This window comes from Pseudomonas sp. MF7453 (genome assembly GCF_016405455.1).
GTDB lineage: Bacteria > Pseudomonadota > Gammaproteobacteria > Pseudomonadales > Pseudomonadaceae > Aquipseudomonas > Aquipseudomonas paralactis.
The window spans coordinates 1-23,067 of record NZ_JAEKCN010000032.1 but is presented as its reverse complement, the minus strand read 5'-3'; the positions used below and the strand labels follow the sequence as shown (position 1 = coordinate 23,067).

Here is a 23,067-nt window from a genome sequence, read left to right as displayed (position 1 = left end):
CCGGTTTTACTTCACTCCAGGGCAACCCCTAGACTATCCAAAAACTCTGCAGGCGTTTCGCCGTTCGACAATTTGACCTCTGTCACAGGCTTATAGTCGATCGGTTCAACTTGGGTATCGCGTTCTGCGAACAGAACCAGATTACATCCATCCATAGAGCCGGTTACCGTGTAGACAGCAGATTGGTAAAGGAGACCATCAATTTCCTTACCCTGCAGCATGCACGCCTGGCTGATTTGCCGGGTGAGCGCATACCCTTCTTTACCTTGCCCTTTTGCTTGAACGATATCCCGAATCTTGTGGTGTGTAGCTCGGTTTGTGAGACCGGCTACGTCCACAACATTCAGGATACGGGCCGCTTTCAGCTGATGCAGAGAACTCTGCGCCAGCTTCGAGTAGCGTACAGGTTGGTCATCAACCCCTTGGCCGGGCTGAAAAGACTCAGCAACCGCGACTTCCTGGCTGAAACCCACGTAGTACACCCCAACCTGCTGTTCAGGATCTGCATAGCGCGTATCTGAATCAGGCTTATAGTTGATGGGATTGGCGTCATGCTTAGAGCCTTGGATACGGTGCAACACCGTACCTTCAGGAATCTGCCGTACCAGTTCTGGATACTTTTTCAGCGTATCTACAACTTGTTTAACTACATCGTTTTCGTGCTGCTTTACCGCTGTGCTCATAAAAAACTCTCCGATCAATCATTTGCAGGCTCATGGCATATAATCCAAAGCTTGTGGGTTTTGCCTTGCCACTGGCGTGGCTTGGCGGTGATGGGCTGATTGCCCGCCGCTAATATAACCTAGCTTTAGCAAACCTGAACTTGGCAAATCCCAACCGGCGATACCGTGGGCCACTCAGCTACGCGTGGCTCAGCGCGTATGTGCTGGGTGCCCTTTTCCCGTGGGAAAATCATGCAAACCCCTTGTGTAGGGACCAGGGTCGTGACGTTATAAATACGGTTGCCCTCGAATAGGAGGTAGGGCAACCAATGAACAAAAAATGTCTAATTCAGGCGGCCATAGACCTGGCCGTGGCGGTATTGGCTGGTTACATCATGATGCTGGTACCCGTGACTGGGATTACTTCGCAGCCCCCGGTTAGGGAGCTGCCGGGCAAAACCCTGATGGTGCAGATGGAGATTCTCTCTGAGGCCCTGCAGAGTCGTTCAGAGCTCGATGTTCATCGACCGCTCACCGACCCCTTCGGCAAAGGCACTCAGGATGCCTAGCGAACCCCATTTCTGCTCTGGGAGCCGCAGGCACCCCGGTGCACCTGTTTTCACATCAGCAGATTTCCGCGCGATTATGTAAAGAATATAAGTTGCGTAATAGATGTAACTTATGTAAGTTACTCTAAATTACCTATTCGAGGTGCGGAGCAGCATGATTTTGCTATTGGGCGGGGAAAAAGGGGGCAGTGGGAAATCCTGCTTGGCTCAAAACTTAGCAGTCTGGATTAAAGCCCGGGGTGGTGATGTCTTGCTGCTCGATGCAGACCCTCAAGGTACTACGGCTGATTGGGCTGCTGAGCGGAATGACCAGGGAGACCTACCGCCGATACCGGTTGTGCAAGCTCATGGAAACATTCGTCAAACCCTGCTCGACCTGCGCGGTAGATACAGACAAATTGTAGTGGATGCAGGTGGAGCTGACTCAGAAGCACTGCGATCGGCAATGACCGTAGCGACTCATATGCTCATCCCATTTCGACCTAAGCGGAGAGACCTGAAGACACTTCCTAAGGTTGAAAACTTGGCACGGCTGGCCATCGCGGTTAATCCTGACCTGACCATACGGGCCGTTATTACGCAATGCCCAGCGTTGCCAAGCCAAGTCCAAAGAATTCTGGACGCAAAAGAAGCTTGCCTGTCCTTCGAAATCATTCCTTTGAATGCGATCACCACTGCGCGAAACGTTTATGACGACGCTGATGAAGATGGGTGTTCCGTATTGGAAAGTGGGTCTGATCCTCGGGCTAAAGAAGAAATTGAATCCCTAGCGTCTGAGCTATGGGGGAGCACAAAATGGGCCTAAAAAATCTTTCTCGACCGTCCAGGGTGACTGAGAACACGCCTGAAATGAACGTCGAAGCTGCGGCGCAGGCATTCATAGCTGATGCGCCAGTGGGCACTAACCCCGAACCAAAGCGTCGCCGTAAGAAGACTTCTTCAACGTTCGTACGAACGACCTTTTCTCTCTCTAAAGATGTGAACCGCCAAATCGACAAGATTTCGCTCACCCCCAGGAATTTCAGAGCCACACGTTCAGATGTGATTCGTGCAGGGATTGCGGCATTGCAGAACCTTGATAGGGCTGAGTTGCTTGAGCTGCTTGAGCGTGCGAGTAGGGCAGAGCCTATCGACGAAATTACGCAAGACGAGTAACGTATTTAAGTTAAATAACTTATGTAACAAACATAAGTTAATGTGATTGCGTAACTTACTGACGTTGCTTACCGTTTGTGAAGAGCTTCACAGAGCCCTTGATTTTAGAGGCCTGCAGCGTTAGTCAGGATTACTCCACGATTCATAAAGGCCGAGAAAACGCGGCCTTTTTTTATTGCTCGGCAAAATTTTGGGTGCTAATGTTCTGGCGAATTTGAGCCTTTTAGCCAGGGTGAGTAAGGATCTTGACGTATAACGGTTAAACCAATAGCCTTGCACTGAGTTTAACCGTTTAACCTGGATGCCCATGACCACAAGCGCGCCATCTTCCATCATGGCCACGAAAGTGGACGAGTCGATAAAGCGACGTTTCGACGCTGCTATGAGGGCTCGTGGGACTACCACGTCTGCGATGCTTCGTGAGGCGATCTATAGGTATCTAAACGAGCTGGATGCAGGTGAAGAGCACCCGCAATTTAGGCTGGAGTTAGACCGCCCGGCTGGGCTAAGGAAATGAACGTGAGGACGCTGGTGACGTAAACCATATTACAGAAACCAGAAAGCCCGGCTGGTAACCGGGCTTTTTGGACAAACGAGAACAGGTTGCTCTTTCGACGGGGCTGAAACCTGTTCACAGACAAGGTGAGCTGATTATGGCTAGCACCGCGGCTTCTTGCAAGTTGCAAAATGCTAGGCCTAAGAGGTTTGCCGCCGAACGGCGGGGAAAATGGATTCCACCTCAAAAAAGCAATGTACGTTCGCCCAGCTGGACGAACGAATGCTAGACGTACCCACTGCAGGGGCATACACGCCTTCGGCGCGTTTCTCCCAAGACGGTACGGCACTTAACCGCGTCGTCATCGAGGCGCCGTATCTCGCACGTTGCAGCGACAACAAGACCGCTACGCTGGTACGTCCGCGCGATTACGCAATCCGCTATCCCTACATGCAGATCAACCGCAGTGGGATGGTGTCGTGGCTGATCTTCGACCTCGATCATGCCAACTCCCTTGCCTGGGACGACGCGGGCCTTCCACCGCCCAATCTGATCGTGCGAAACAGAAACAACGGCCACTCTCACCTCTACTACGCAATCCCTCCGGTCTGTACGACCGAGAACGCGCGCGACAAGCCGATCCAGTATATGAAGGCGGTTTACACCGCCTTCGCGCTGCGTTTGAACGCGGATCCTGATTACCACAGCGGCCCTGTCGCCAAGACTCCAGGCCATCCGTGGTGGTCGACCTCAGAACTGCATAGCAACGTCTACGATCTGGGCGAGCTGGCTGACTATGTGGAGCTGGAAGTCTCGCCCTGGAAGACGGGCCCGCAGCTGGACGACCTCCCACACTCGCGGCACTGCATTTTGTTCGAACAACTGCGTTACTTCGCGTACAGCATTGCGAACCAAGAGCGCGAACGCGGCACGCTCGCCACGTTCACCCGGCGACTGGAGGCATTCGCGCACAACCACAACAAGTTTGCCCGTGCAGGGTTCACGCAAGACTTGATGTTGTCATCCGTAAGGGCGACGGTCAGATCTGTGGCGCGCTGGACGTGGACGCGCTACCAGGGCAGCTCTAAATGTTGCCGAGGAGCTATGGCGCTGGACAAGTCGTTGCCGTTGGCCGAGAGGCAGAGCCTGGCTGCGAAGCGCACCCATGGTCTACGACACAAGGCTACCGAATCCAAAATCCGTGCGGCATGTAGAGGCCTCCAGGAGCGCGGAGAGAAGCTAACTCAAGCCTCGATAGCCAGCCTTGCGGGCGTCTCTAGGCAGACGGTGGCCACCTATGGTCACGTCTTGAATGAGGTATCACGGCCGCAGACTATCGCCGTCCTGAGCACGACAAAAGTCACTGAAATGCGACCCAACTCCAACTCCGTCGCCGGCGATCAAGGACTCGAAGTCAATCATGCCACGTCTCAGGCACGTTTGGTTCCTGATGTTAAAAATGGTGTACATGGGGTCGTCTCAGAAAACGGAAAATAAAGCACGCTAAGCCGGTGGCAGCGGTCGCAATGGCCTGAACTTCCCCGCACCGACCTTGGCACTGCTGCGCCATAGGTAATCGCCGGTCAGGTTGATATGCTCCCACCCCAGCGGGGACAGATATTGCAGCAACGTGTCGTCCAGCGCCATGCCGTGGGCACGCAAAGCACTGGTGGCACGCTCCAGATAGACCGTGTTCCACAACACGATGGCCGCCGTCACCAGATTGAGGCCGCTGGCCCGGTAGCGCTGCTGCTCAAAACTGCGGTCGCGGATTTCACCCAATCGGTAGAAGAAGACCGCCCTGGCCAGCGCGTTGCGCGCCTCGCCCTTATTCAGCCCCGCATGGACGCGGCGGCGCAGCTCCACGCTTTGCAGCCAATCCAGAATGAACAGCGTGCGCTCGATGCGCCCCAGCTCGCGCAGGGCGACGGCCAAGCCGTTTTGGCGCGGATAGCTGCCGAGCTTGCGCAGCATCAGCGAGGCCGTCACCGTGCCCTGCTTGATCGAAGTGGCCAGCCGTAGGATTTCATCCCAATGAGCGCGAATAGCCTTGATGTTCAGCCTGTCGCTGCTAATCATCGGCTTGAGTGCATCGTAGGCAGTATCGCCCTTGGGAATGAACAGCTTGGTGTCGCCCAGGTCGCGGATGCGCGGCGCGAACCGGAATCCCAGAAAGTGCATCAGGCCGAACACATGATCGGTGAAGCCCGCCGTGTCGGTGTAGTGTTCCTCGATACGCAAGTCAGACTCGTGGTACAGCAGGCCATCGAGCACATAAGTCGAGTCGCGCAAGCCGACGTTGACCACCTTGGCGCTGAAGGGCGCGTATTGGTCGGAGATATGGGTATAGAACGTCCGCCCAGGGCTACTTCCATACTTCGGATTGATATGCCCGGTGCTCTCTGCCTTGCTGCCGGTTCGGAAGTTCTGGCCGTCCGACGATGACGTGGTGCCGTCGCCCCAATGCTCGGCGAAGGGATGTCGGAACTGCGCGTTGACCAGCTCGGCCAGTGCCGCCCCGTAGGTTTCGTCGCGGATGTGCCAGGCTTGCAGCCAGGCCAGCTTGGCGTAGGTCGTGCCGGGGCACGATTCCGCCATCTTGGTCAGGCCCAGGTTGATCGCGTCGGCGAGGATCGTGGTCAGCAACAGGTTTTTGTCCTTGGCCAGGTCGCCTGACTTCAGGTGGGCGAAGTGCCGGGTGAAGCCCGTCCATTCGTCTACCTCCAGCAGCAATTCGGTGATCTTGACGTGCGGTAGGATCATCGCCGTCTGGTCGATCAGGGCCTGTGCGGTATCGGGCACCGCCGCATCGAGCGGCGTGATCTTCAGGCCCGACTCCGTGATGATGGCGTCCGGCAGCTCGTTGGCCAGCGCCATGCGGTTGACGGTGGCGAGCTGCGTTTCCAGCAGCGTCAGCCGGTCATGCAGGTACTGGTCGCAATCGGTGGCCACGGCCAGCGGCAATTCGCTGGCCTGCTTGAGGCTGGCGAATTTCGCGGGCGGCACCAGGTAGTCCTCGAAGTCCTTGAACTGGCGCGAGCCTTGCACCCAGATGTCGCCGGAGCGCAGCGCGTTCTTCAGCTCCGACAGCGCGCACAGTTCGTAGTAGCGCCGGTCGATGCCGGTGTCGGTCATCACCAGCTTCTGCCAGCGCGGCTTGATGAACTCGGTCGGCGCGTCGGTGGGCACCTTGCGGGCGTTGTCGCTGTTCATGCTGCGCAGCACCTCGATGGCGTCGAGTACGTCCTTGGCGGCGGGCGCGGCCCGCAACTTGAGCACGTCGAGAAATTCCGGCGCGTAGCGGCGCAGCGTGGCGTAGCTCTCGCCGATGCGGTGCAGGAAATCGAAGTCCTCGGGTTGCGCGAGCCGCTGCGCTTCGGTGACGCTCTCGGCGAAAGCATCCCAGGACATGACGGCCTCGATGGCGGCGAACGGATCGCGGCCCGCTTGCTTGGCCTCGATCAGCGCCTGGCCGATGCGCCCGAACAGCCGCACCTTGGCATTGATCGCCTTGCCGGATGCCTGGAACTGCTGCTGATGCTTGTTCTTGGCGGCATTGAACAGCTTGCCCAGGATGCGGTCATGCAGGTCGATGATTTCGTCGGTGACGGTGGCCATGCCCTCGATGGCGAGCGCCACCAGGGTCGCGTAACGCCGCTGCGGCTCGAACTTCGCCAGGTCGGCGGGCGTCATCTGGCCGCCCTCGCGGGCGATCTTGAGCAGCCGGTTCTGGTGAACCAGCCGCTCGATGCCGGAGGGCAGGTCGAGCGCCTGCCACGCCTTGAGGCGTTCGATGTGTTCCAGCATGTGCCGCGAGTTCGGTTTGACCGGGGATTGCCGCAGCCAGGCCAGCCACGTCGTCTTGCCGTTGTCGCGGCGCTTGAGCAGATCGTCGAGGCGACGGCGATGCACGTCCGTCAGCGGCTCAGCCAAGGCGTCGTAGAGACGCCGGTTGGCGCGGGTAATCGCTTCGGCGCTCGCCCGCTCGACGGCGTTGAGGGCGGGCACAATGACCGACTGCCGCCGCAGGTGCTCGATCAAGGCTCTGGCCAGCACGATGCCCTTGTCGGTTTGCATGGCCAGCTCGGTCAGCAACTGGACAGCCTGCCGGTAGTGGCCAATCGTGAACGGCTGGAAGCCGAACACCGTTTGCAGCTCGACCAGGTGCTCGCGTCGGGTCTGCTCACGCTGCCCGTACTCGTCCCAGCTTTCGATGCCGACCTTGAGCTGGTTGGCGACCAGTCTCAGCAATGGCGGGAACGGTGGCTCATCAGCGCCAAGGATGACGCCGGGAAAGCGCAGGTAGCAGAGCTGCACCGCGAAGCCCAGCCGATTGGCCGGGCCGCGCCGCTGCCGGATGATGGAGAGGTCGCTTTCGCTGAACGTGTAGTGACGGATCAACTCATCCTTGGTGTCCGGCAACGCCAGCAGGCTTTCGCGCTCGGCGGCGGAGAGGATCGAACGGCGGGGCATGCGGTTTCCTTCTTCTTGAAAACGTAGGTTTGTGACAAGCCCGCCAAGGCAACCGGCGCGGCACGGGAATCAAGGCATTGCGATTCTCGAAAATAGTTCTTGAAATTCTATTCTTGATTGCATATCATCTCAACGAGTTTCGATAAGAAAGGATGCCCATGCGACCGTCTGTTGTGCTTGACATGAAGCGAAGCGCAGTGCGTGAAGCGGTAGGCCGCTTTCGCGCCGCGAACCCGCGCGTCTTCGGCTCGGTGCTGCATGGCACCGACCGGGATGGCAGCGACCTCGACCTGTTGGTCGATGCGCTGCCCGGTGCCACGTTGTTGGACTTGGGCGATTTGGAAGAAGAACTGAAATCGCTGCTCGGCGTTGACGTCGATCTGCTGACTCCCGGCGACCTGCCGCCGAAGTTCCGGGCCAAGGTGCTCGCGGAGGCGCAACCGATATGAGCGAGAACCGCCTGCCCGATTACCTCGACCACATTCAGCAGGCCGCAACCGATGCGCGCAGCTTCGTGGAAGGGATGGCCAAGGACGACTTCTTGGCCGACAAGCGCACCCAGCAGGCCGTCATCATGAGCCTGATCGTCATCGGCGAGGCGGCCACAAAGGTGATGGATGGCTACGTCGAGTTCACCCAGGCGCATGCCGACGTGCCGTGGCGCAGCATGCGCAATATGCGTAATCGCATGGCTCACGGCTATTTCGACATCAACCTCGATGTGGTGTGGGAGACGGTACAGGAATGGCTGCCGGCGTTGCTCCAGCAATTGCCCGCCGTGCGTCAGGATGCCGACGATGAAGACCGTAACGACAAAGGCATGGAGCCATGACCAATCAAGCCGCCGATGTTCGGCCCCTCTGGCGTGTTCGATCCCGCGACCTATGAGCCGCGCTCGGGCAAGACCTTCTGGATGGCCGCAACGGACGTGAGTTCGCTGGTGGGCAAGGAGGCAGCAGCCGACACGCTCATCGGCAACTGCACGACCGCACGACCAGCCTCCCGTTCAAATTCGAGTTAGAACTCATATCCAGCCTGTCTGGGGGCACTGTGAAAGAGGGATCTCCGATGACTGTTGAATCGAGAATATTTTCTGTAGCCGAGTATGTTCAGCCGTCCGAAGGCGAGCCTATTCGTTCCGTTGTGCTTGAAACCCGAGACTCAATTATCGTGGTTTGGCATGTCCATCCCGGGCAGGAAATTGCGGCTCACATTCATCCTCACGGCCAAGACACGTGGACTGTTTTGTCGGGAATGGCTGATTACTTTCAGGGCAATGGGATTGTTCGTGCCCTCAGGGAAGGTGAGATAGCCGTGGCAAGACCGGGCCAAGTGCACGGGGCGCGAAATACAGGTACCGAGCCATTTGTGTTCGTCTCGGTTGTGGCATCAGCCAATGCCGGTTTCGTATTGGCTGAGCGATAGAGCCCAATCTCTGGAGTTGGTCCAATGAGCGGTCGGGGAGATAGGTAACAGACATGCAGCGGACACGGCTGCTAAACCAGGTCGCAAACCTCCTTGCGTCGCAGCGTGCCGCAAGCGACGCGATCAATCGAATGGGGTCGGCATGAGACTGAACACCATCCAGTTCCCGACCGCGTAGCCGCCTGTCCTGCCGATCAGGTCTTGACCATCGACGCCTGGGATCAGTCCTGAATGTTCTTGGAGACCACTACGTTATGAGCCGCAGCCGCCGCAAAACACCCATCGTCGGGCACACGACCTGCGGCAGCGAGCGCGAGGACAAGAAGCTCTGGCATCAGCGCTGGCGCACCCGTGAGCGCACGGCGCTGACCAGCGCGTCGCCCGAAGCCCTGAGCGCCCATCTGCCCCTGCTGGAAAACCAGGCCAGCAGCGTCTGGTCGATGGGCAAGGATGGCCGCTCCTACTGGCCCGTCAAGCGCCAGGCCGCCACGGCGGATCGCATCGCCAATCACAAGGGACGCAACCCGCAAGAACGCGCCTCCCTGAAAAAGCGCCTGCTGCGCAAGTGGATGAGCAAATGAAGCTCTCCTTCCATCAGCACATTGCGCTGTTCTGGATGATCGGTGCTCCGGGCGTCTTCGCGCCCGTGATCGAGAACGCCAAGCGGCCCGATGCCGGCGCCGTCATGGCGTGGGGTGTCGCGATCGTGGCGGTGATGATCCTCTTCACCCCTTTGCTGCTGCGCTGTCCACCATTCCGGCGCTGGTATGGCCGGACGGATGCGCTGTCGGAGCGGCAGCGCCAGGCGCTTGCCGAGCGCGGCCTGCGCCGCTACTACCAGACCGCTTTCGATGACGGCTACGTGCCCCGCGTGATGCCCTACGTGTGGCGCATCATCTGGACGGTCGGCGGGTTGATGGCTGTGACCGCCGTACTGCCTACCAACACCGGACGGCCAGCCTTCGATGCCTTGGTGGTCTTCTCGACCTGGTATCCGATAGGCGTGATGCTGCTGGTTTTCGCGTCGAGGCCCCTTGGCCGGTTGATTCGCCAAAGAGCACAGGAGCGGCGGAAATGAGCACGTCAACCATCGAGGCGCTGGCCAGCGCCTGGGCAAGGATTGCCGAGGAAGCGGAATTCCCCGCTGACTACGAGGGGACTGCCACACCACAAGCGCATCGGGCTAGCGAAGCTATTCAGGAGCAGATTCGGGAGCGCATCGTCGCCACCAACGACATGCGGCTGTTCAGCCTGCTGCACCTGCTGGGTCAGGCGTCGCTGCGCATGGAGCAAGCGCTGTGGCCGGAGGATTACGAGCGGATGACGCGCGAGGTTGAGGAAGCCCTGCGGCAAGCCACCGACGCCAACGCCAGATCGTACACCCACGAAGAAGTGATGCAGGCGATGCAGGAACGCATCGACCGGGCGCGAGACAAGCCATGTTGATTGGCTATGCGCGCGTCTCGACGCAGGATCAGAACCTGGAGCTGCAACGCGAAGCCTTGAGCAAGGCCGGATGTAAAAAGGTCTTCGAGGACAAGGTGAGTGGCACGCGGGCAGACCGGCCTGGCTTGGCCAAGACGCTCGAAATGCTGCGCGAAGGCGATACTTTGGTCGTCTGGAAGCTCGACCGGCTGGGCCGGTCGGTCAAGCAACTGGTCGATCTGGTCGGCGATCTGCACAAGCACGGTGTCCAGTTCAGGAGCCTCACCGACTCCATCGACACCGGCACACCATCCGGGCGGTTCTTCTTCCACGTCATGGCGAGCCTTGCCGAAATGGAGCGCGAGCTGACCGTCGAGCGCACCCGCGCCGGGCTGGAAGTCGCCAAGCAGCTCGGCCGCAAAGGCGGCCGCAAGCCGAAGATGACCGACAGCAAGATCGAGTCGGCCAAGAAGCTGCTGGCCAGCGGGGTGCCGCCCAAGGACGTGGCCAAGAACCTCGGCGTGTCCATTCCGACGCTGTACCGCTGGGTGCCAGCCTCCACGCACGCTTAGCGTGCTTTATTTTCCGTTTTCTGAGACGACCCCTGAAACTGGTCGATGAGATCCTCGACGCCCTGGGCATTACGCCGCTGTCATTCCGCAACCTGGGTGAACTCAGCGGCGGCCAGCAACAACTGGTCTCAATCGCCCAGACGCTGGTGCGCGAACCGCAGATCCTGCTGATGGACGAGCCCACCAGCGCCCTCGACATGCACCGCCAGGTCCAGGTGCTGAACTTCATGCGCGACCTGGCGCGAAAGCGCGAAGTCATCGTGTTCATCGCCATCCATGACCTGAACCAGGCCTTGCGCTTCGCCGATCAGGTGCTGGTCATCGCCGATGGCACCGCTCAGGGCAGCGGCCCGAGCCATGAAGTGATCAACGAGCAGATGCTGCGCGCGGTGTACAAGGTCGAGGCGCGCATCGAACGCTGCAGCCGTGGGCAGCACCATATCCTGATCGACGATATCGTCTGAACCGCTACGGCTGCAGCCCTTCCAGCGCCGTGCCGACCGCTTCCAGTAGCAAGTGCGCATGCTCCTGTTCGAAGGCCAGCAGCGGGCGAATCTTCAGCACGTTTTCCAGCGGCCCGGCAGCACTGATCAATACGCCCTGCTCGCGCATCGCGTTGACCACCTGACGGGTCTGCGTGGCGGCAGGCGCTTTTGTGGCGCGATCGGTCACCAGCTCGACCCCCAGGAACATCCCGGCACCGCGCACATCGCCGATGATCGGGTAACGCTCGGCCAGCTCCCGCAACCCCGTCAACAGACATTCACCCAGGGTGTGCGAGCGCTGCTGCAACTGTTCGTCACGGATGACGTCCAGCACGGCCTGCCCCGCTGCGCAGGACACCGGGTTGCCGCCAAAGGTGTTGAAGTAGCGCATGTTCTGGCCAAAGTGATCGACCACTTGCGCTCGACCGACCAGGCCGGCGATGGGGTGGCCGTTGCCCATCGGCTTGCCCAGGGTCAGGAGGTCGGGGCGCACGTCGTGCCGCTGGAAACCCCACATGTTCAGGCCAGTGCGGGCGAAGCCGGACTGGACTTCATCGGCGATGTACAACAGGCCTTCGGCCTGGGCCAATGCGATCCCTTCGGCGATGCAGCCGGTTGGGCCCGCAAAGACGCCATCGCTGGCGAAAATGCCGTCGAGCAGGATCGCCGCCGGACGAATGCCGTGTTTGCGCAGGTCATCGATGGCCGCACGGACGTCAGCCACGAAGGTCGAGGCCACTTGATCCGCACCCAGCCGATAAGCATCGGGGGCGCGAACGGTGCGCACGTGGGGTGGCAGAACCATGCTCGGGCCGAGCGACGGAGAAAGCTCGGCGATATCACCCGTGACGCCATGATACGCGAAGCGGGTGATGATCACGCCGGTGCCGCCGGTAAACTGTTTGGCGATGCGCAACGCCAGATCGTTGGCCTCGCTGCCGGTGCACGTAAACATGACCCGCTCGAGGTACTCGGGAAAGGTGCCCAGCAGTTGCTCGGCGTAATCGAGCATGCCCTCCTGCAAGTAGCGAGTGTGGGTGTTGAGTTGCCCGGCCTGCCGGCTGATCGCCTCGACCACCCGGGGATGACAATGCCCCACCGACGCCACGTTATTGTAGGCATCCAGATACCGCCGGCCTTGTTCGTCGTACAGCCACACGCCCTCGCCGCGCACCGTGTGCAAGGGGTGTTCGTAGAACAGTCGATAGGCCGGGCCGAGCAACCGTGCCCGGCGTTCGACAAGGCGTTTTTCCTTGTCTGACAGGCGATCGGCATCTTCAGAAGTGAAACCGTTGATCATGCTCATGCGCCAACCTCCTGGGTGCAAGCGGCAAGGATTCTGTCGTGGATCTCGGCGGGTGCCATTGCGGACAATCCCGCCAGGGCATCCTGGGCGCGGTATGAGTTGCGCAGGATGTACTCGCGATTGTCCGGGTGCAGGTCGGCCCGCCAATAATTGATGCACAACGACAACGCCAGGCGTGTGGAGATCAGCACCGGCAGCAGTTGCAATTCTTCGCCGGTGAGGGGATTGACCTGGTGATAGGCGCGGATCATGTCCAGCGCCGGGGCCAGGACGTCGCCCGCCACCCCCAATTGGTACGATGCCGCGACCGCGACCTCGTTGACCAACGGCGCGTGGACCATGTCGCCAAAATCCAGGATGTTGCGCAACACATCGGGCTGATCCGGATCGACGATGATGTTGTGCGGGTTCATGTCGTTATGGATCACCTGGTGGCGCAGCGTGGCGCACTTGCCCAGTACCTGGGATTCGAAGCGGTCCAGGCTGTGTTCGATCCGGTCGCGACGAACGCCCGGCTCGATGTGTTTCAGCCGGGGCCTGAGGCGCTGGGCGTGTTGCATGTCCCACAGCAGGACGTGCCCGGCAGCGGGATGGCTGAAGCCGTCCAGGGCCAGGTCGAACCGGGCGAGCGCTTGGCCCAGGTTCTGCCTGAAATTCACCGATGTGTGGGCGACGCGGTGCAGCGGCAAGCCGTCAACGAAGGACAGGAGACGGACCAACATGCGCTGGCCTTCGATTTCGACCGGCTCCACGAATCGCCCGCCGAGTGATGCAAAGACACGCTGCACCGGCAACGCCGGATCGTTACGCTCGATCTGGAGCATGGCCTGGTTATGGAAGTCCACGACCTGCGGGTTTTCCAATGGATGCGACAACTTGAACAGACGCGACGTACCGTCCGCGAGCATGACCCGGAAATTGAGGTCGCGCTCGCCGCCCAGTTGCTCGAGTTTTCCGCTGATCGCGTAGTGCTGCGCAAGGACCCCAAGGACCTGCCCGTCACTGACACGGGCAGGGGCCGCCTCCAGCAGACAGGGTTGCGCCGATACTTTCTCAAGCGGCATTGTTCATGACTCCTCGCTTCGGTGATGTGGCCTGCTCGCGCAGGCCCCTTGCATTACTTGTTGGCCCAAGCGATGAAACGCTCTTCCAGGTCTTCGCCGTGGTCGATCCAGAACTCGGCATCCGTGGCCCGGGCGTTCTTCAGGTTATCCGGTGAAGTCGGCAGTTTGCTGCCCACCGCCTCATCGACCAGTGCCACGGTTTTGGTGTTGCTTGGCCCATAAGGAATGGCCTCGACAAAGTGCTTCTGCTGAACCGGTGCACTGGCAAACGCGATGAAGTTTTCCGCCAGGGCCTTCTTCGGCGAGCCTTTGACGATGGCCCAGTGATCCAGGTCGTACAGGCTGCCATTCCACTGCATTTCAAACGATTGTCCCTCCGCCTGCGCCGAGGTGACACGCCCGTTATAGGCCGAAGTCATCACCACGTCGCCTGCCGCCAGCCATTGCAACGGCTGCGCGCCGGATTCCCACCACTGGATGTCGGGCTTGATCTGATCCAGTTTGCGGAAGGCCCGCTGCACGCCCTCCTCGGTGCCGAGCAAGGTGTAGACATCTTCCTTGGCCACGCCATCGGCCAACAGGGCGAACTCCAGGGTGAACTTGGCGCCACGGCGCAGGCCGCGCTTGCCGGGGTATTTCTTCACGTCCCAGAAATCCGCCCAGCCCTGTGGCGCGCTGGCGAGTTTTTTCGGGTCGTATGTCAGAACGGTAGACCAGATGAAGATACCCACCCCGCAATCGCTGACGGCGGCCGGGATGAAATCTTCTTTCTTGCCGATGCGCGACCAGTCCAATGGCTCGAACAGGCCTTCGCTACAACCGCGCAACAGCTCGGGGGATTCGACCTCGACCACGTCCCAGCTGGTTTTCCCGGTGTCGGCCATGACCCGGATCTTGGCCATTTCGCCGTTGTAGTCATCGGCCGTGATCGCCACTTTCTTTTCCGAGGTGAAGGGTTTGTAGAAGGCTTTTTCCTGGGCCTGGCGGTTGTTGCCGCCGAAGGACACCACGGTCAGTTTTTCAGCGGCGCTCAAAGGGCCGGCAATCATTCCAAGCATCAGTACAGTTGCGATTTTGCTGTTCATGCGTCTCTCCGAATTCGCTACGTGCGTGAGCGGCAGCTAAGGGATGGCAGGTGGTTTTTTTGTTTTTGGCAGCAATATTTCGGTCAGCGCCGGGTGTCTTGCACCTGGTGGCCGGCGCACGGCGATGATTCCGAGGCGCAGCTCATTAGTAACATATTTAGAATATGATGCATCATAATTTTTACTGGTATAGTCTCACCACTCCACCCCTTCCTCAGGAGCGCCTGCATGACCGAGCAACGAACCCTCCTCCTCACCGGTGCGAGCCGTGGCATCGGCCATGCCACGGTGAAGCACTTCAACGCTGCGGGCTGGCGCGTGTTTACGGCCTCGCGACAGAACTGGACCGAAGGCTGCCCCTGGGCTGAAGGCGAGTTGAACCACATCCACCTGGACCTGGAAGACATCGACGAAGTGCGCCGCAGCCTGCCATTGATCCGGGAGAAACTCGGCGGACGCCTCGATGCCCTGGTGAACAACGCCGGCATTTCACCCAAAGGCGAAGCCGGCGCACGATTGGGCGTGCTGGAATCCGATTACGCCACCTGGCTCAGCGTGTTCAACGTCAACCTGTTTTCCACGGCGTTACTGGCCCAAGGGCTGTTCGATGAGCTCAAGGCGGCGCAAGGCTCGGTGATCAACGTCACCTCGATTGCAGGTTCCAGGGTGCACCCGTTTGCCGGGGTCGCCTACGCCTGCTCGAAAGCTGCACTGGCCGCACTGACGCGGGAAATGGCCCATGATTTCGGGCCACACGGTGTGCGGGTCAATGCGATTGCACCGGGTGAGATCGAGACGTCGATCCTGTCTGCCGGGACCGAACTGATCGTCGATCAGCAGATCCCCATGCACCGCTTGGGCAAGCCGGAAGAAGTCGCATCCCTGGTGCATTTCCTCTGCACCCGAGGCGCGTCGTACATCAACGGTTCGGAGATTCATGTCAACGGTGGTCAGCACGTCTGAAATAATCTGGAAATCCCGGCCGGAAACTTCCATCATTCGGGCCGGGCATCCGCCGCAGATGAGCGATCAATGAGCAACCCCTACCCTATTCAAACCCTCAATCACTCTTACCTGGGCAGTGGCATCTACGAGTTGCTGCGCGAGGCACTGATCACCGGGCGTTTCCAGCCCGATGACCGCCTGCGCATCCGCGACCTGGCCGAACAACTGGGCACCAGCGTCACACCGGTGCGCGACGCGATCCTGCAACTGGCCAAGGAACAGGCGCTGATCCTCAAGACCCCGCGTGACATCCGCGTACCCATCCTCACCGCCGCGCAATACGGCGAGATCCGCAGCATCCGCCTGGCGCTTGAAGGCCTGGCTGCGGAGACGGCCGCCGCGCTGGTGACCGACAGCGAACTCGCAGACCTGCAAGCCTGCATCGAAAACAACATCGCCGCGATCAACGCCCAGGACTTGCAAGCCGCTCTCAAGTGCAATCAGCAATTTCACTACGCGCTGACCACCATCGCGCGCATGCCGGTGCTGGCGGGTTTGCTCGATAGCCTGTGGATGCGCACCGGCCCACTGATCGCCCGTGCCTATGGCAACTTCAACGAGCGCATGGCCATCGACCATCACTGGGAAGTGCTCGACGCACTCAAGCGCCGCGATGGCGCGGCGGCACGGGCGGCCATCTGCCGTGACATTCTCGATGGCAACGAGAAGATGCTCGAGTACATCGAGATGGCGCAGGCGGACTGATTGGCAGTCAATTCGACTGTTGACGAAACATAGATGACCAGTTAGTTTATTAAAACTTTCTCATCACTGGATGTCTCTGTCATGGCTCGCCCGGTCAACCTCGAAGTCAGATCCCGTTTGCTGTCGATTGGCCGCCAGGTGGTTCACAACCGTGGCTTCAACGGCTGCGGCGTCCAGGACATCACCGCCGCTGCCGAGATTCCCAAGGGCTCTTTCTACAACTACTTCGCCAGCAAGGAAGACTTCGCGGCAGAGATCCTCGAGGAATACTGGACCTCGATCGAAACCCGCCACGGGCCGATCTTCTACGACGCCCGGGTCAAGCCGCTGGAGCGCATCGGCCAGTTCTTCCAGGCCCTGGTGCTCGAGCACGGCGAGCATGAATACAGCCTGGGTTGCCTGATTGGCAACCTGTCCCTGGAAATGTCCAATGGCAGCGAACAAACCCGCAAGCGTCTGGCCGATGTGCTGGCGCGCTGGGAAGGTTTGCTCGCGAGCTGCCTGCGTGAAGCGCAGCAGCGCCGCGAACTCTCTGAAACTCACGACGCCGAAGCGCTGGCCAGTGTCATCGTCGAAGGCTGGGAAGGTGCGGTCATGCGCGGCAAGGTCCTGCGCGACGGTGCACCTCTGCAGCGTTTCGTATCGATGGTCTTGCCTCGGCTATTGGAGTGAGTTTTTTTTCCTCATTAATAAGACGACTGGTCATTTATATAAAGCAACATTCACGTCTCATCCACGCAAGCACCCAAGAGGTAAATCGTCATGAGCCATCTGTACGCCGACCCCGCCGAACCCGCACTGCCTGCCACTGGTTTCAAGCTCGACCTGAGCAAAGCCGCCCTGGTGGTCATCGACCCACAGAACGACTTCCTCAGCCCTGCCGGCGCCAGTTGGGCGGTGTTCGGTGAGAGCATCGTCGAGAACAACACCGTCGAAAACCTGGAAAAACTGTTCAAGGCCTTCAAGGCTCACGACCTGCCCGTGGCCGTGTCGCCACACTATTACTACCCGCACGACCACGACTGGCATTTTGGCGGTCCGCTGGAAAAGGTCATGCACAGCATCTGCATGTTCGATCGCAAGGGACCGAACACCCTGGAAAACTTCGAAGGCTCCGGCGCCGATTTCCTCGAGATCTACAAGCCGTACATTCTCGACGGCGAGACCATCATCGCCTCGCCGCACAAGGTCTACGGCCCGGAAACCAACGACCTGGCGCTGCAATTGCGCAAGAAAGGCGTGTCGCAGATCATCCTCGCCGGCATGGCGGCCAACCTTTGCGTGGAATCACACCTGCGCGAACTGCTCGAACAGGGCTTTGAAATAGTCGTGGTACGCGACGCCACCGCCGGCCCGCGCCTGCCGGATGGCGACGGCTACCTGGCGGCCATCATCAATTACCGCTTCCTCGCCCACGGGCTGTGGACCACCGAAGAGACTATCGCGCAACTGCAACCGGCTTGATCGTGCCCGAGCGGCCGGGCATCGCGCCCCCCCGCTCTTTCTCGAGAACCCCCGATGAAAATCCCCGCCCGTTATGAGCATTTCGTTTTCGGCGTCGTTCAATCCGGCCTGACCTGCGCGGTCGCGGCCGCCATCGCCACCACACCCCATGCGCTCGACCTGGCCTTTGCCGGCCGCTGGTTGAACGCGTGGGCGCTGTCGTGGGTATCGATGTTGCCGGTGGTGGTGCTGGCGGCGCCGATGATTCGGCGCGTGGTGAGGCGGATGACGGTGGGCTGAATGACTTGGCTATGACTCACCCAACACACCGCCATCGCGAGCATGCTCGCTCCTACCGGGGGCTTCGGGGCTGCTCGCGACAGGCGCGCAAGCCCGCACCCGACGCACGAAATACTGTGCCCGTTCGCATTTTCGCAATAAACCACTTTTCATCCGCGCATTTGTAGCCGCTTCGTTCACGGACAAGCCGGTACATTAGACCTCCATGGTCCCGCAGAGCGACCGACAACAAAACCTACAGCTCGCCCAAGAAAATCTGCCAACCATTCGGAGTCTTTCCATGAGCACATTGCGCACTACAGCTTTCCAACTCGCGAGTCTGGCCCTGTTCATCGGTAGCGCCACCCAGGCCATGGCCGAGGACATCACGTTCGTATCCCAGGGCGGTGCTTATCAGGAAGCCCAGAGCAAGGCGATCCTGGAGCCTGCGGCGAAAAAGCTCGGTCTGACGCTCAAACAGGACAGCTCGCCCAAGGCCTACCCGATCATCAAGACCCAGGTCGAGAGCGGCAAGGTCACCTGGGACGTGGTGGACCTGCCCACTGGCGACTGCATCCGTGGCGAAGCCGAAGGGCTGTTCGAGAAGCTCGACCTTGCGCTGATTCCCAATGCCGCGCAAATACCCGACAGCCTCAAGGACGAATACAGCGTCGGCTACATCAGCTACTCCACGGTGCTGGCGTATCGCACGGACGCGTTCAAAGGCGCGGACGTACCCAAGACCTGGGCCGACTTCTGGGACACCAAAAAATACCCGGGCCAGCGCTCCCTACGTAACCTGCCACGTCCAACCCTGGAAATCGCGCTGCTGGCCGATGGCGTGCCGATGGACAAGCTCTATCCGCTGGACGTCGATCGCGCCTTCCGCAAGCTTGAGCAGATCAAGCCCGACATCGCCACCTGGTGGACGTCCGGCGGGCAGTCGGCGCAGCTGATCAGCGACGGCGAAGTGGACATGATCCAGGCCTGGAACGGCCGTATCACCGCCGTACAGGCCGCCGGCGCACCCGTGGCATTCGACTACAACCAGGGTGTGCTGGAAACCAACTCGTTGTGCGTCCTCAAAGGCTCGCCGCACAAGGTGGCCGCCATGAAATTCGTCAACGAGGCCATCGATGCCAAACTGCAAGCGGCGTTGCCGATGATCATCGACTACGGCCCGCTCAACCCCGAAGCCTTCAAGACCGGGGTAATCCCGGCCGAGCGCGAGACCAAGCTGCCTTCCGCACCCGGCAACATCTCGCGCCAGGCCCTGCTCTCGGCGCAATGGTGGGCCTCCGAAGCCGGGGTCAAGGCCGAAGAACGCTGGTTGTCCTTCGTCCAGAAAAAATAGCCATCGGCCGTTGCTGCGCCGCAGGCCAGAGGCCTCGGCGCAGGACATGCCGTCTGCCCCCGCGATTTCGACATAAAGCGCTTGCGCACCGGTCAATTGCGTCCACTTCATTCGTTGGCATCCCGGTACATTAGGCCTGAGGGTCCCGCAGAGTGACCTGTGCAGACAACTCGCGCTCGCCTCAAGTACCTGCCCACCATTGGGAGTTCTTCACATGACATTACCCGAGCACCGCACCCTGCTGTCCGCCAGGACGACTGCCACCGCCAGCGCTACCCGTCAGTGCTGGATACCCTCCAGCACTGCGCAGTGACGAGAGGTCATCATGTCCAACGCCTATCTCGCCAAATCCATGCCCGACTCCAGCGACCAGCAGCACCAGCCGCCCATGACCAGCGAAGACGCCCTGGCCCGTGAAGAACGCAAGGAGCACACCTCCATGCTGTTGCTGCTCACCCCGGCGCTGGTCATGGTCGTGGTGCTGTTGATCATGCCGCTGTGCTGGCTGGCCTTTCAGTCGGTCCAGACCGAGGAAGGGTTTTCTCTGGCCAACTACATCCGGATTTTCCAGGAAAGCATTTACTGGGACACCTTCGCCCTGACCTTCAAGATCAGTTTCCTGGTGACGATCCTGTCGATCGTCATGGGCTTCCCCATTGCCTACGCCGCTTCGCGCCTGCAGGGTTTCTGGGCCAACCTGATTCTGATCTGCGTGATCCTGCCGTTCTGGACCAGCGTGCTGGTGCGGGCCTATGCCTGGCTGGTGCTCCTGCAACGCCGCGGACTGGTCAATCAGACGCTGATGGACCTTGGCATCATCGACCAACCCCTGACGCTGATGCACAACACCACTGGCACGGTAATCGGCACCCTGCACGTCATGCTGCCCTTTATGGTCCTGCCGCTGTATTCGGTGATGAAAAAAATCCCCCAGGACCTCATGCAAGCGTCCGAGAGCCTTGGCGCCAAACCCTTCTACACCTTCCGCCGGGTCTTCCTGCCGATGGCAGCGCCGGGGGTCATGGCCGGTTCCATCCTGGTGTTCGTCATCTGCCTAGGCTTCTTCATCACCCCGGAACTGCTCGGCGGTGGCCGCACGATCCTGGTGTCGATGCTGGTGCAACGCAACGTCGAGCTCTATCACGCCTGGGGCGCAGCCAGCGCAGTCGGCCTGGTGCTGCTGTTTGTGGTGTTCCTGATCTTCTGGGGCATCAATCGCTTCATCCCCATCGAACGCATCCTGGGAGCGCGCTAAATGAACCTGCTTGCCAACCTGCGTCACCTTCGCCTGTCCCACGTGCTGTTCACGGTGCTGGTCGCGGCGATCCTGCTGTACCTGATCATCCCGGTGCTGATCGTGGTACCCATGTCGTTCTCCGAGGCGCGCTTCCTGCAATTCCCTCCCAAGCAATGGTCCTTCCACTGGTACGAGGCGTTCTTCAACAGCGTGGAGTGGATGTCGGCGGCGCGGGTCAGTCTGATCACGGCATTTTTCACCATGGCCATCAGCCTGCCGATTGGTATGGCGGCCGCCTACGCCATCAACAACTCCAGCCTGAAGGTGGTGCGTACGCTGCAGATCATCCTGCTGCTGCCGATGATGGTGCCCATCATCCTGATCGCCGCCGGCGTGTTCTTCGTTTACGCCCGGGTCGGCCTGATCAGCACGCTGACCGGCCTGGTGCTGGCGCACATCATGCTCGCCTTGCCCTACGTGATCATCGCGCTGCTGGCCGGTCTGCGTAACTTCGACATGTCCCAGGAAATGGTGGCGCGCAGCCTGGGCATGAACCGCTTTCGCGCCTTCATGGCCGTGACCCTGCCGCAGATCAAGCCCAGTGTGGTCTCGGCGACACTGTTCGCCTTCATCACCTCGCTGGATGAAACTGTGGTGGCGCTGTTCATCTCCGGCGGCGACAACCAGACTCTGACCAAGCGCATGTTCACGGCGCTGCGCGACGAGATCGATCCGACCATTGCCGCTATCAGTTCGATCCTGATCCTGGCGTCGCTGATCCTGGTGGTGATTGCCGGTCGCAACAAACAATAACCAACAACGCACTCCCCCTCTGCAAACACACTTGCCCGCCATTGCGGGCAAGTGTGTTTTTGCGTCCTGACCACGCACGCCCATGCCGACGTGCAGCCCAGCACAGCCTGCCGTCACACGGCTTAATTCAGCATCTATCACCCGTGTCCAGGCCCATCTCGGGGGAACCGCAGAATTCGGAAAAAATCGTACGCTAAGCTAACGGTGTTCTCGTGACAGCTCTTTGACTAGGCTTTCTAAGGCCATTCTGATAGCCCTGACTTCCTGAAAAGCCATGGCTAAAATTTGTGCGGCTAAAAGGGATAACCGATGGTAAAGTAAGTTATCCCTGTCGAGATACTGAAAAGCGTTATCCTCGTTTTTCCCAAAACTGTTTTGCCAGTTCGCTCAGAGCGCTAGTTAACTGAGCGACAGATTTCGCCCTTTGCAAATTATTCTGCCCGGTCTGTACATTGGTATCAGCAGCATCGCGTATATTGATAATACTGCGGTTTATGTCTTCACTTACTGCTCCCTGCTGCTCGACCGCAGTCGCTATTTGCGCGTTCATGTCGGTAATTTCGTTAACGCGTTGGCCAATTCCATCAAGAGCTGTAGCTGCTTCCTCTGCGTGAGCTACACTCGTGTGCGCTTGCCGACTACTTTGCTCCATGACTGTAACAGCGGATTGCGCTCGCTCTTGTAGAGCGCTGATCATGCTTTGAATATCCGTTGTCGATTGCTGTGTGCGAGCAGCAAGACTGCGAACCTCATCGGCGACAACAGCAAAACCACGCCCCTGCTCACCAGCACGCGCGGCCTCAATTGCTGCGTTGAGTGCCAACAAATTCGTTTGCTCGGCGATCCCTCGTATAACGTCAAGAACTTTTGATATCTCGTTACTTTGACCTTCAAGCTCATGAATAACCTGAGCGGCTTGCCTAATTTCACCTTCAAGGGCAGTGATTGACTGGCTTGTGTGGGCTACCAGACGCTGGCCAGATGCCGTCTCAGTGTCTGCTCTTCCGGCCGCATCTGCAGCATGCTGTGCATTGCTCGCAACCTCTTGAATGCTTGCCGCCATTTGGTTTACTGCCGTTGCTATTTGATCTGTCTCTGCCTGCTGCTCAACTGTAAGTACATTGCTTGACTCAATATCCTTTAGTAGGCCTCGGGTGTGTTCGCTAAGCCGATTTGATGCATCACCTATGCGACCTACTATGGCGCCTGTTTCAGCTTGCATCATTCGTAAAGCAAACTCTATTTGGCCAAACTCATCGGTGCGCCCAGTGTAGAGGGATTGACTTAATGGGTTATTGGAAATATTCCTGGCTCTTTCAACCAGTCTTCCAAGAGGAGAGAGAATAGCCAAAACACTAACAGAGCTTAAGCTTCCTGACATTAAAGTGGGCGGTTACAGGAGCTGAGTGCAACACGGTTATTGAATTGAAGCTGGAGCATCATGCCGCATAGCCATAGCTTCCTGCATCACCTCGTCCATAACCTCGATCGGACACTTGAAGTCGAAGCGCTTA

At 59.4% G+C, this 23,067-nt stretch carries 26 protein-coding genes and 1 pseudogene; 21 read left to right on the top strand and 6 right to left on the bottom strand.

Going from position 1 to position 23,067, the window contains the following annotated elements; genetic code table 11:
- Positions 1-11: 11 nt before the first annotated feature.
- Positions 12-683: an RES family NAD+ phosphorylase gene (locus JFT63_RS28475; RefSeq protein WP_046036664.1), complete on the bottom strand. Its 672-nt coding sequence runs from the start codon at positions 681-683 to the stop codon at positions 12-14.
- 308 nt (positions 684-991) lie between these two features.
- On the opposite strand from JFT63_RS28475, the gene JFT63_RS28470 reads away from it, so the two are divergent.
- From JFT63_RS28470 to JFT63_RS28450, 5 genes are all read left to right on the top strand, one after another.
- Positions 992-1,231, top strand: coding sequence for a hypothetical protein (locus tag JFT63_RS28470; protein ID WP_068588532.1), 240 nt, complete (start codon positions 992-994; stop codon positions 1,229-1,231).
- 154 nt (positions 1,232-1,385) lie between these two features.
- Positions 1,386-2,036, top strand: coding sequence for an AAA family ATPase (locus JFT63_RS28465; RefSeq protein ID WP_046036898.1), 651 nt, complete (start codon positions 1,386-1,388; stop codon positions 2,034-2,036).
- Positions 2,027-2,386, top strand: a complete 360-nt coding sequence (locus tag JFT63_RS28460; RefSeq protein WP_068588556.1) for a hypothetical protein — start codon at positions 2,027-2,029, stop codon at positions 2,384-2,386. Before JFT63_RS28465 ends, JFT63_RS28460 begins: the two co-directional genes overlap by 10 nt.
- 301 nt (positions 2,387-2,687) lie before the next feature.
- Positions 2,688-2,903 (top strand): CopG family transcriptional regulator, encoded by a 216-nt coding sequence (locus JFT63_RS30195; protein WP_369682202.1) that lies wholly within the window; start codon positions 2,688-2,690, stop codon positions 2,901-2,903.
- A gap of 261 nt (positions 2,904-3,164) precedes the next feature.
- The gene (locus tag JFT63_RS28450; protein ID WP_233102437.1) at positions 3,165-4,379 is read left to right on the top strand and encodes a replication initiation protein; all 1,215 of its coding nucleotides are present in this window, start codon (positions 3,165-3,167) and stop codon (positions 4,377-4,379) included.
- Positions 4,380-4,385: 6 nt separating this feature from the next.
- On the opposite strand, the gene JFT63_RS28445 is transcribed toward JFT63_RS28450, so the two are convergent.
- Positions 4,386-7,355 carry a Tn3 family transposase gene (locus JFT63_RS28445; protein WP_198845247.1) on the bottom strand — a complete coding sequence of 990 codons (2,970 nt, stop codon included), beginning with the start codon at positions 7,353-7,355 and terminating at the stop codon, positions 4,386-4,388.
- Positions 7,356-7,537: 182 nt separating this feature from the next.
- Here JFT63_RS28445 and JFT63_RS28440 point away from each other — a divergent pair, with 182 nt between their 5' ends.
- The 8 genes and pseudogenes from JFT63_RS28440 to JFT63_RS28405 form a co-directional block, all read left to right on the top strand.
- Positions 7,538-7,804: a nucleotidyltransferase family protein gene (locus JFT63_RS28440; RefSeq protein ID WP_016487057.1), complete on the top strand. Its 267-nt coding sequence runs from the start codon at positions 7,538-7,540 to the stop codon at positions 7,802-7,804.
- Positions 7,801-8,187, top strand: coding sequence for a HepT-like ribonuclease domain-containing protein (locus tag JFT63_RS28435; protein WP_003100872.1), 387 nt, complete (start codon positions 7,801-7,803; stop codon positions 8,185-8,187). The genes JFT63_RS28440 and JFT63_RS28435 overlap by 4 nt, the downstream gene beginning before the upstream one ends.
- Positions 8,188-8,423: 236 nt before the next feature.
- Complete coding sequence (locus tag JFT63_RS28430; RefSeq protein ID WP_003465043.1) at positions 8,424-8,780, top strand: cupin domain-containing protein; 357 nt, start codon at positions 8,424-8,426, stop codon at positions 8,778-8,780.
- A gap of 254 nt (positions 8,781-9,034) precedes the next feature.
- On the top strand, positions 9,035-9,361 hold the full coding sequence (locus tag JFT63_RS28425; protein WP_003100858.1) for a hypothetical protein: 327 nt from the start codon (positions 9,035-9,037) through the stop codon (positions 9,359-9,361).
- Positions 9,358-9,858, top strand: a complete 501-nt coding sequence (locus JFT63_RS28420) for a hypothetical protein (RefSeq protein ID WP_003100856.1) — start codon at positions 9,358-9,360, stop codon at positions 9,856-9,858. Before JFT63_RS28425 ends, JFT63_RS28420 begins: the two co-directional genes overlap by 4 nt.
- Positions 9,855-10,226 (top strand): hypothetical protein, encoded by a 372-nt coding sequence (locus JFT63_RS28415; RefSeq protein ID WP_003100853.1) that lies wholly within the window; start codon positions 9,855-9,857, stop codon positions 10,224-10,226. The genes JFT63_RS28420 and JFT63_RS28415 overlap by 4 nt, the downstream gene beginning before the upstream one ends.
- Entirely contained in the window at positions 10,220-10,777 is a 558-nt protein-coding gene (locus tag JFT63_RS28410; protein WP_003100847.1) for a recombinase family protein, read from the top strand. The genes JFT63_RS28415 and JFT63_RS28410 overlap by 7 nt, the downstream gene beginning before the upstream one ends.
- Positions 10,744-11,241 (top strand): annotated as a pseudogene (locus tag JFT63_RS28405) (ABC transporter ATP-binding protein); the annotation flags it as partial. The gene JFT63_RS28410 and the pseudogene JFT63_RS28405, both read left to right, overlap by 34 nt.
- 4 nt (positions 11,242-11,245) lie before the next feature.
- Here JFT63_RS28405 and JFT63_RS28400 read toward each other — a convergent pair.
- The 3 genes from JFT63_RS28400 to JFT63_RS28390 are packed head-to-tail and all read right to left on the bottom strand — an operon-like array spanning position 11,246 to position 14,717.
- Positions 11,246-12,568, bottom strand: a complete 1,323-nt coding sequence (locus tag JFT63_RS28400) for an aspartate aminotransferase family protein (protein ID WP_016487050.1) — start codon at positions 12,566-12,568, stop codon at positions 11,246-11,248.
- On the bottom strand, positions 12,565-13,632 hold the full coding sequence (locus JFT63_RS28395; RefSeq protein WP_016487049.1) for a phosphotransferase: 1,068 nt from the start codon (positions 13,630-13,632) through the stop codon (positions 12,565-12,567). Before JFT63_RS28395 ends, JFT63_RS28400 begins: the two co-directional genes overlap by 4 nt.
- A 53-nt stretch (positions 13,633-13,685) precedes the next feature.
- Entirely contained in the window at positions 13,686-14,717 is a 1,032-nt protein-coding gene (locus JFT63_RS28390; protein ID WP_060501537.1) for an ABC transporter substrate-binding protein, read from the bottom strand.
- Between the two features lie 228 nt (positions 14,718-14,945).
- Between JFT63_RS28390 and JFT63_RS28385 the strand changes: the two genes are divergently transcribed.
- The 8 genes from JFT63_RS28385 (at position 14,946) to JFT63_RS28350 (ending at position 21,553) form a co-directional block, all read left to right on the top strand.
- Positions 14,946-15,680 carry an SDR family NAD(P)-dependent oxidoreductase gene (locus tag JFT63_RS28385; RefSeq protein WP_016487047.1) on the top strand — a complete coding sequence of 245 codons (735 nt, stop codon included), beginning with the start codon at positions 14,946-14,948 and terminating at the stop codon, positions 15,678-15,680.
- 69 nt (positions 15,681-15,749) lie between these two features.
- Entirely contained in the window at positions 15,750-16,427 is a 678-nt protein-coding gene (locus JFT63_RS28380) for a GntR family transcriptional regulator (RefSeq protein WP_016487046.1), read from the top strand.
- Positions 16,428-16,508: 81 nt separating this feature from the next.
- Positions 16,509-17,099 (top strand): TetR/AcrR family transcriptional regulator, encoded by a 591-nt coding sequence (locus JFT63_RS28375; RefSeq protein ID WP_003465041.1) that lies wholly within the window; start codon positions 16,509-16,511, stop codon positions 17,097-17,099.
- 90 nt (positions 17,100-17,189) lie between these two features.
- A complete protein-coding gene (locus tag JFT63_RS28370) occupies positions 17,190-17,891 on the top strand; it encodes a cysteine hydrolase family protein (protein WP_003465039.1) in 702 nt (233 codons plus the stop codon).
- 54 nt (positions 17,892-17,945) lie between these two features.
- Positions 17,946-18,170: a DUF2798 domain-containing protein gene (locus JFT63_RS28365; RefSeq protein ID WP_003465037.1), complete on the top strand. Its 225-nt coding sequence runs from the start codon at positions 17,946-17,948 to the stop codon at positions 18,168-18,170.
- Positions 18,171-18,450: 280 nt separating this feature from the next.
- Positions 18,451-19,503: an ABC transporter substrate-binding protein gene (locus tag JFT63_RS28360; protein ID WP_198845246.1), complete on the top strand. Its 1,053-nt coding sequence runs from the start codon at positions 18,451-18,453 to the stop codon at positions 19,501-19,503.
- Positions 19,504-19,828: 325 nt separating this feature from the next.
- Complete coding sequence (locus JFT63_RS28355; protein WP_003465031.1) at positions 19,829-20,758, top strand: ABC transporter permease; 930 nt, start codon at positions 19,829-19,831, stop codon at positions 20,756-20,758.
- Positions 20,759-21,553 carry an ABC transporter permease gene (locus JFT63_RS28350; RefSeq protein ID WP_003465028.1) on the top strand — a complete coding sequence of 265 codons (795 nt, stop codon included), beginning with the start codon at positions 20,759-20,761 and terminating at the stop codon, positions 21,551-21,553.
- Between the two features lie 349 nt (positions 21,554-21,902).
- On the opposite strand, the gene JFT63_RS28345 is transcribed toward JFT63_RS28350, so the two are convergent.
- On the bottom strand, positions 21,903-22,934 hold the full coding sequence (locus tag JFT63_RS28345; RefSeq protein WP_075723273.1) for a methyl-accepting chemotaxis protein: 1,032 nt from the start codon (positions 22,932-22,934) through the stop codon (positions 21,903-21,905).
- Between the last annotated feature and the right edge of the window lie 133 nt (positions 22,935-23,067).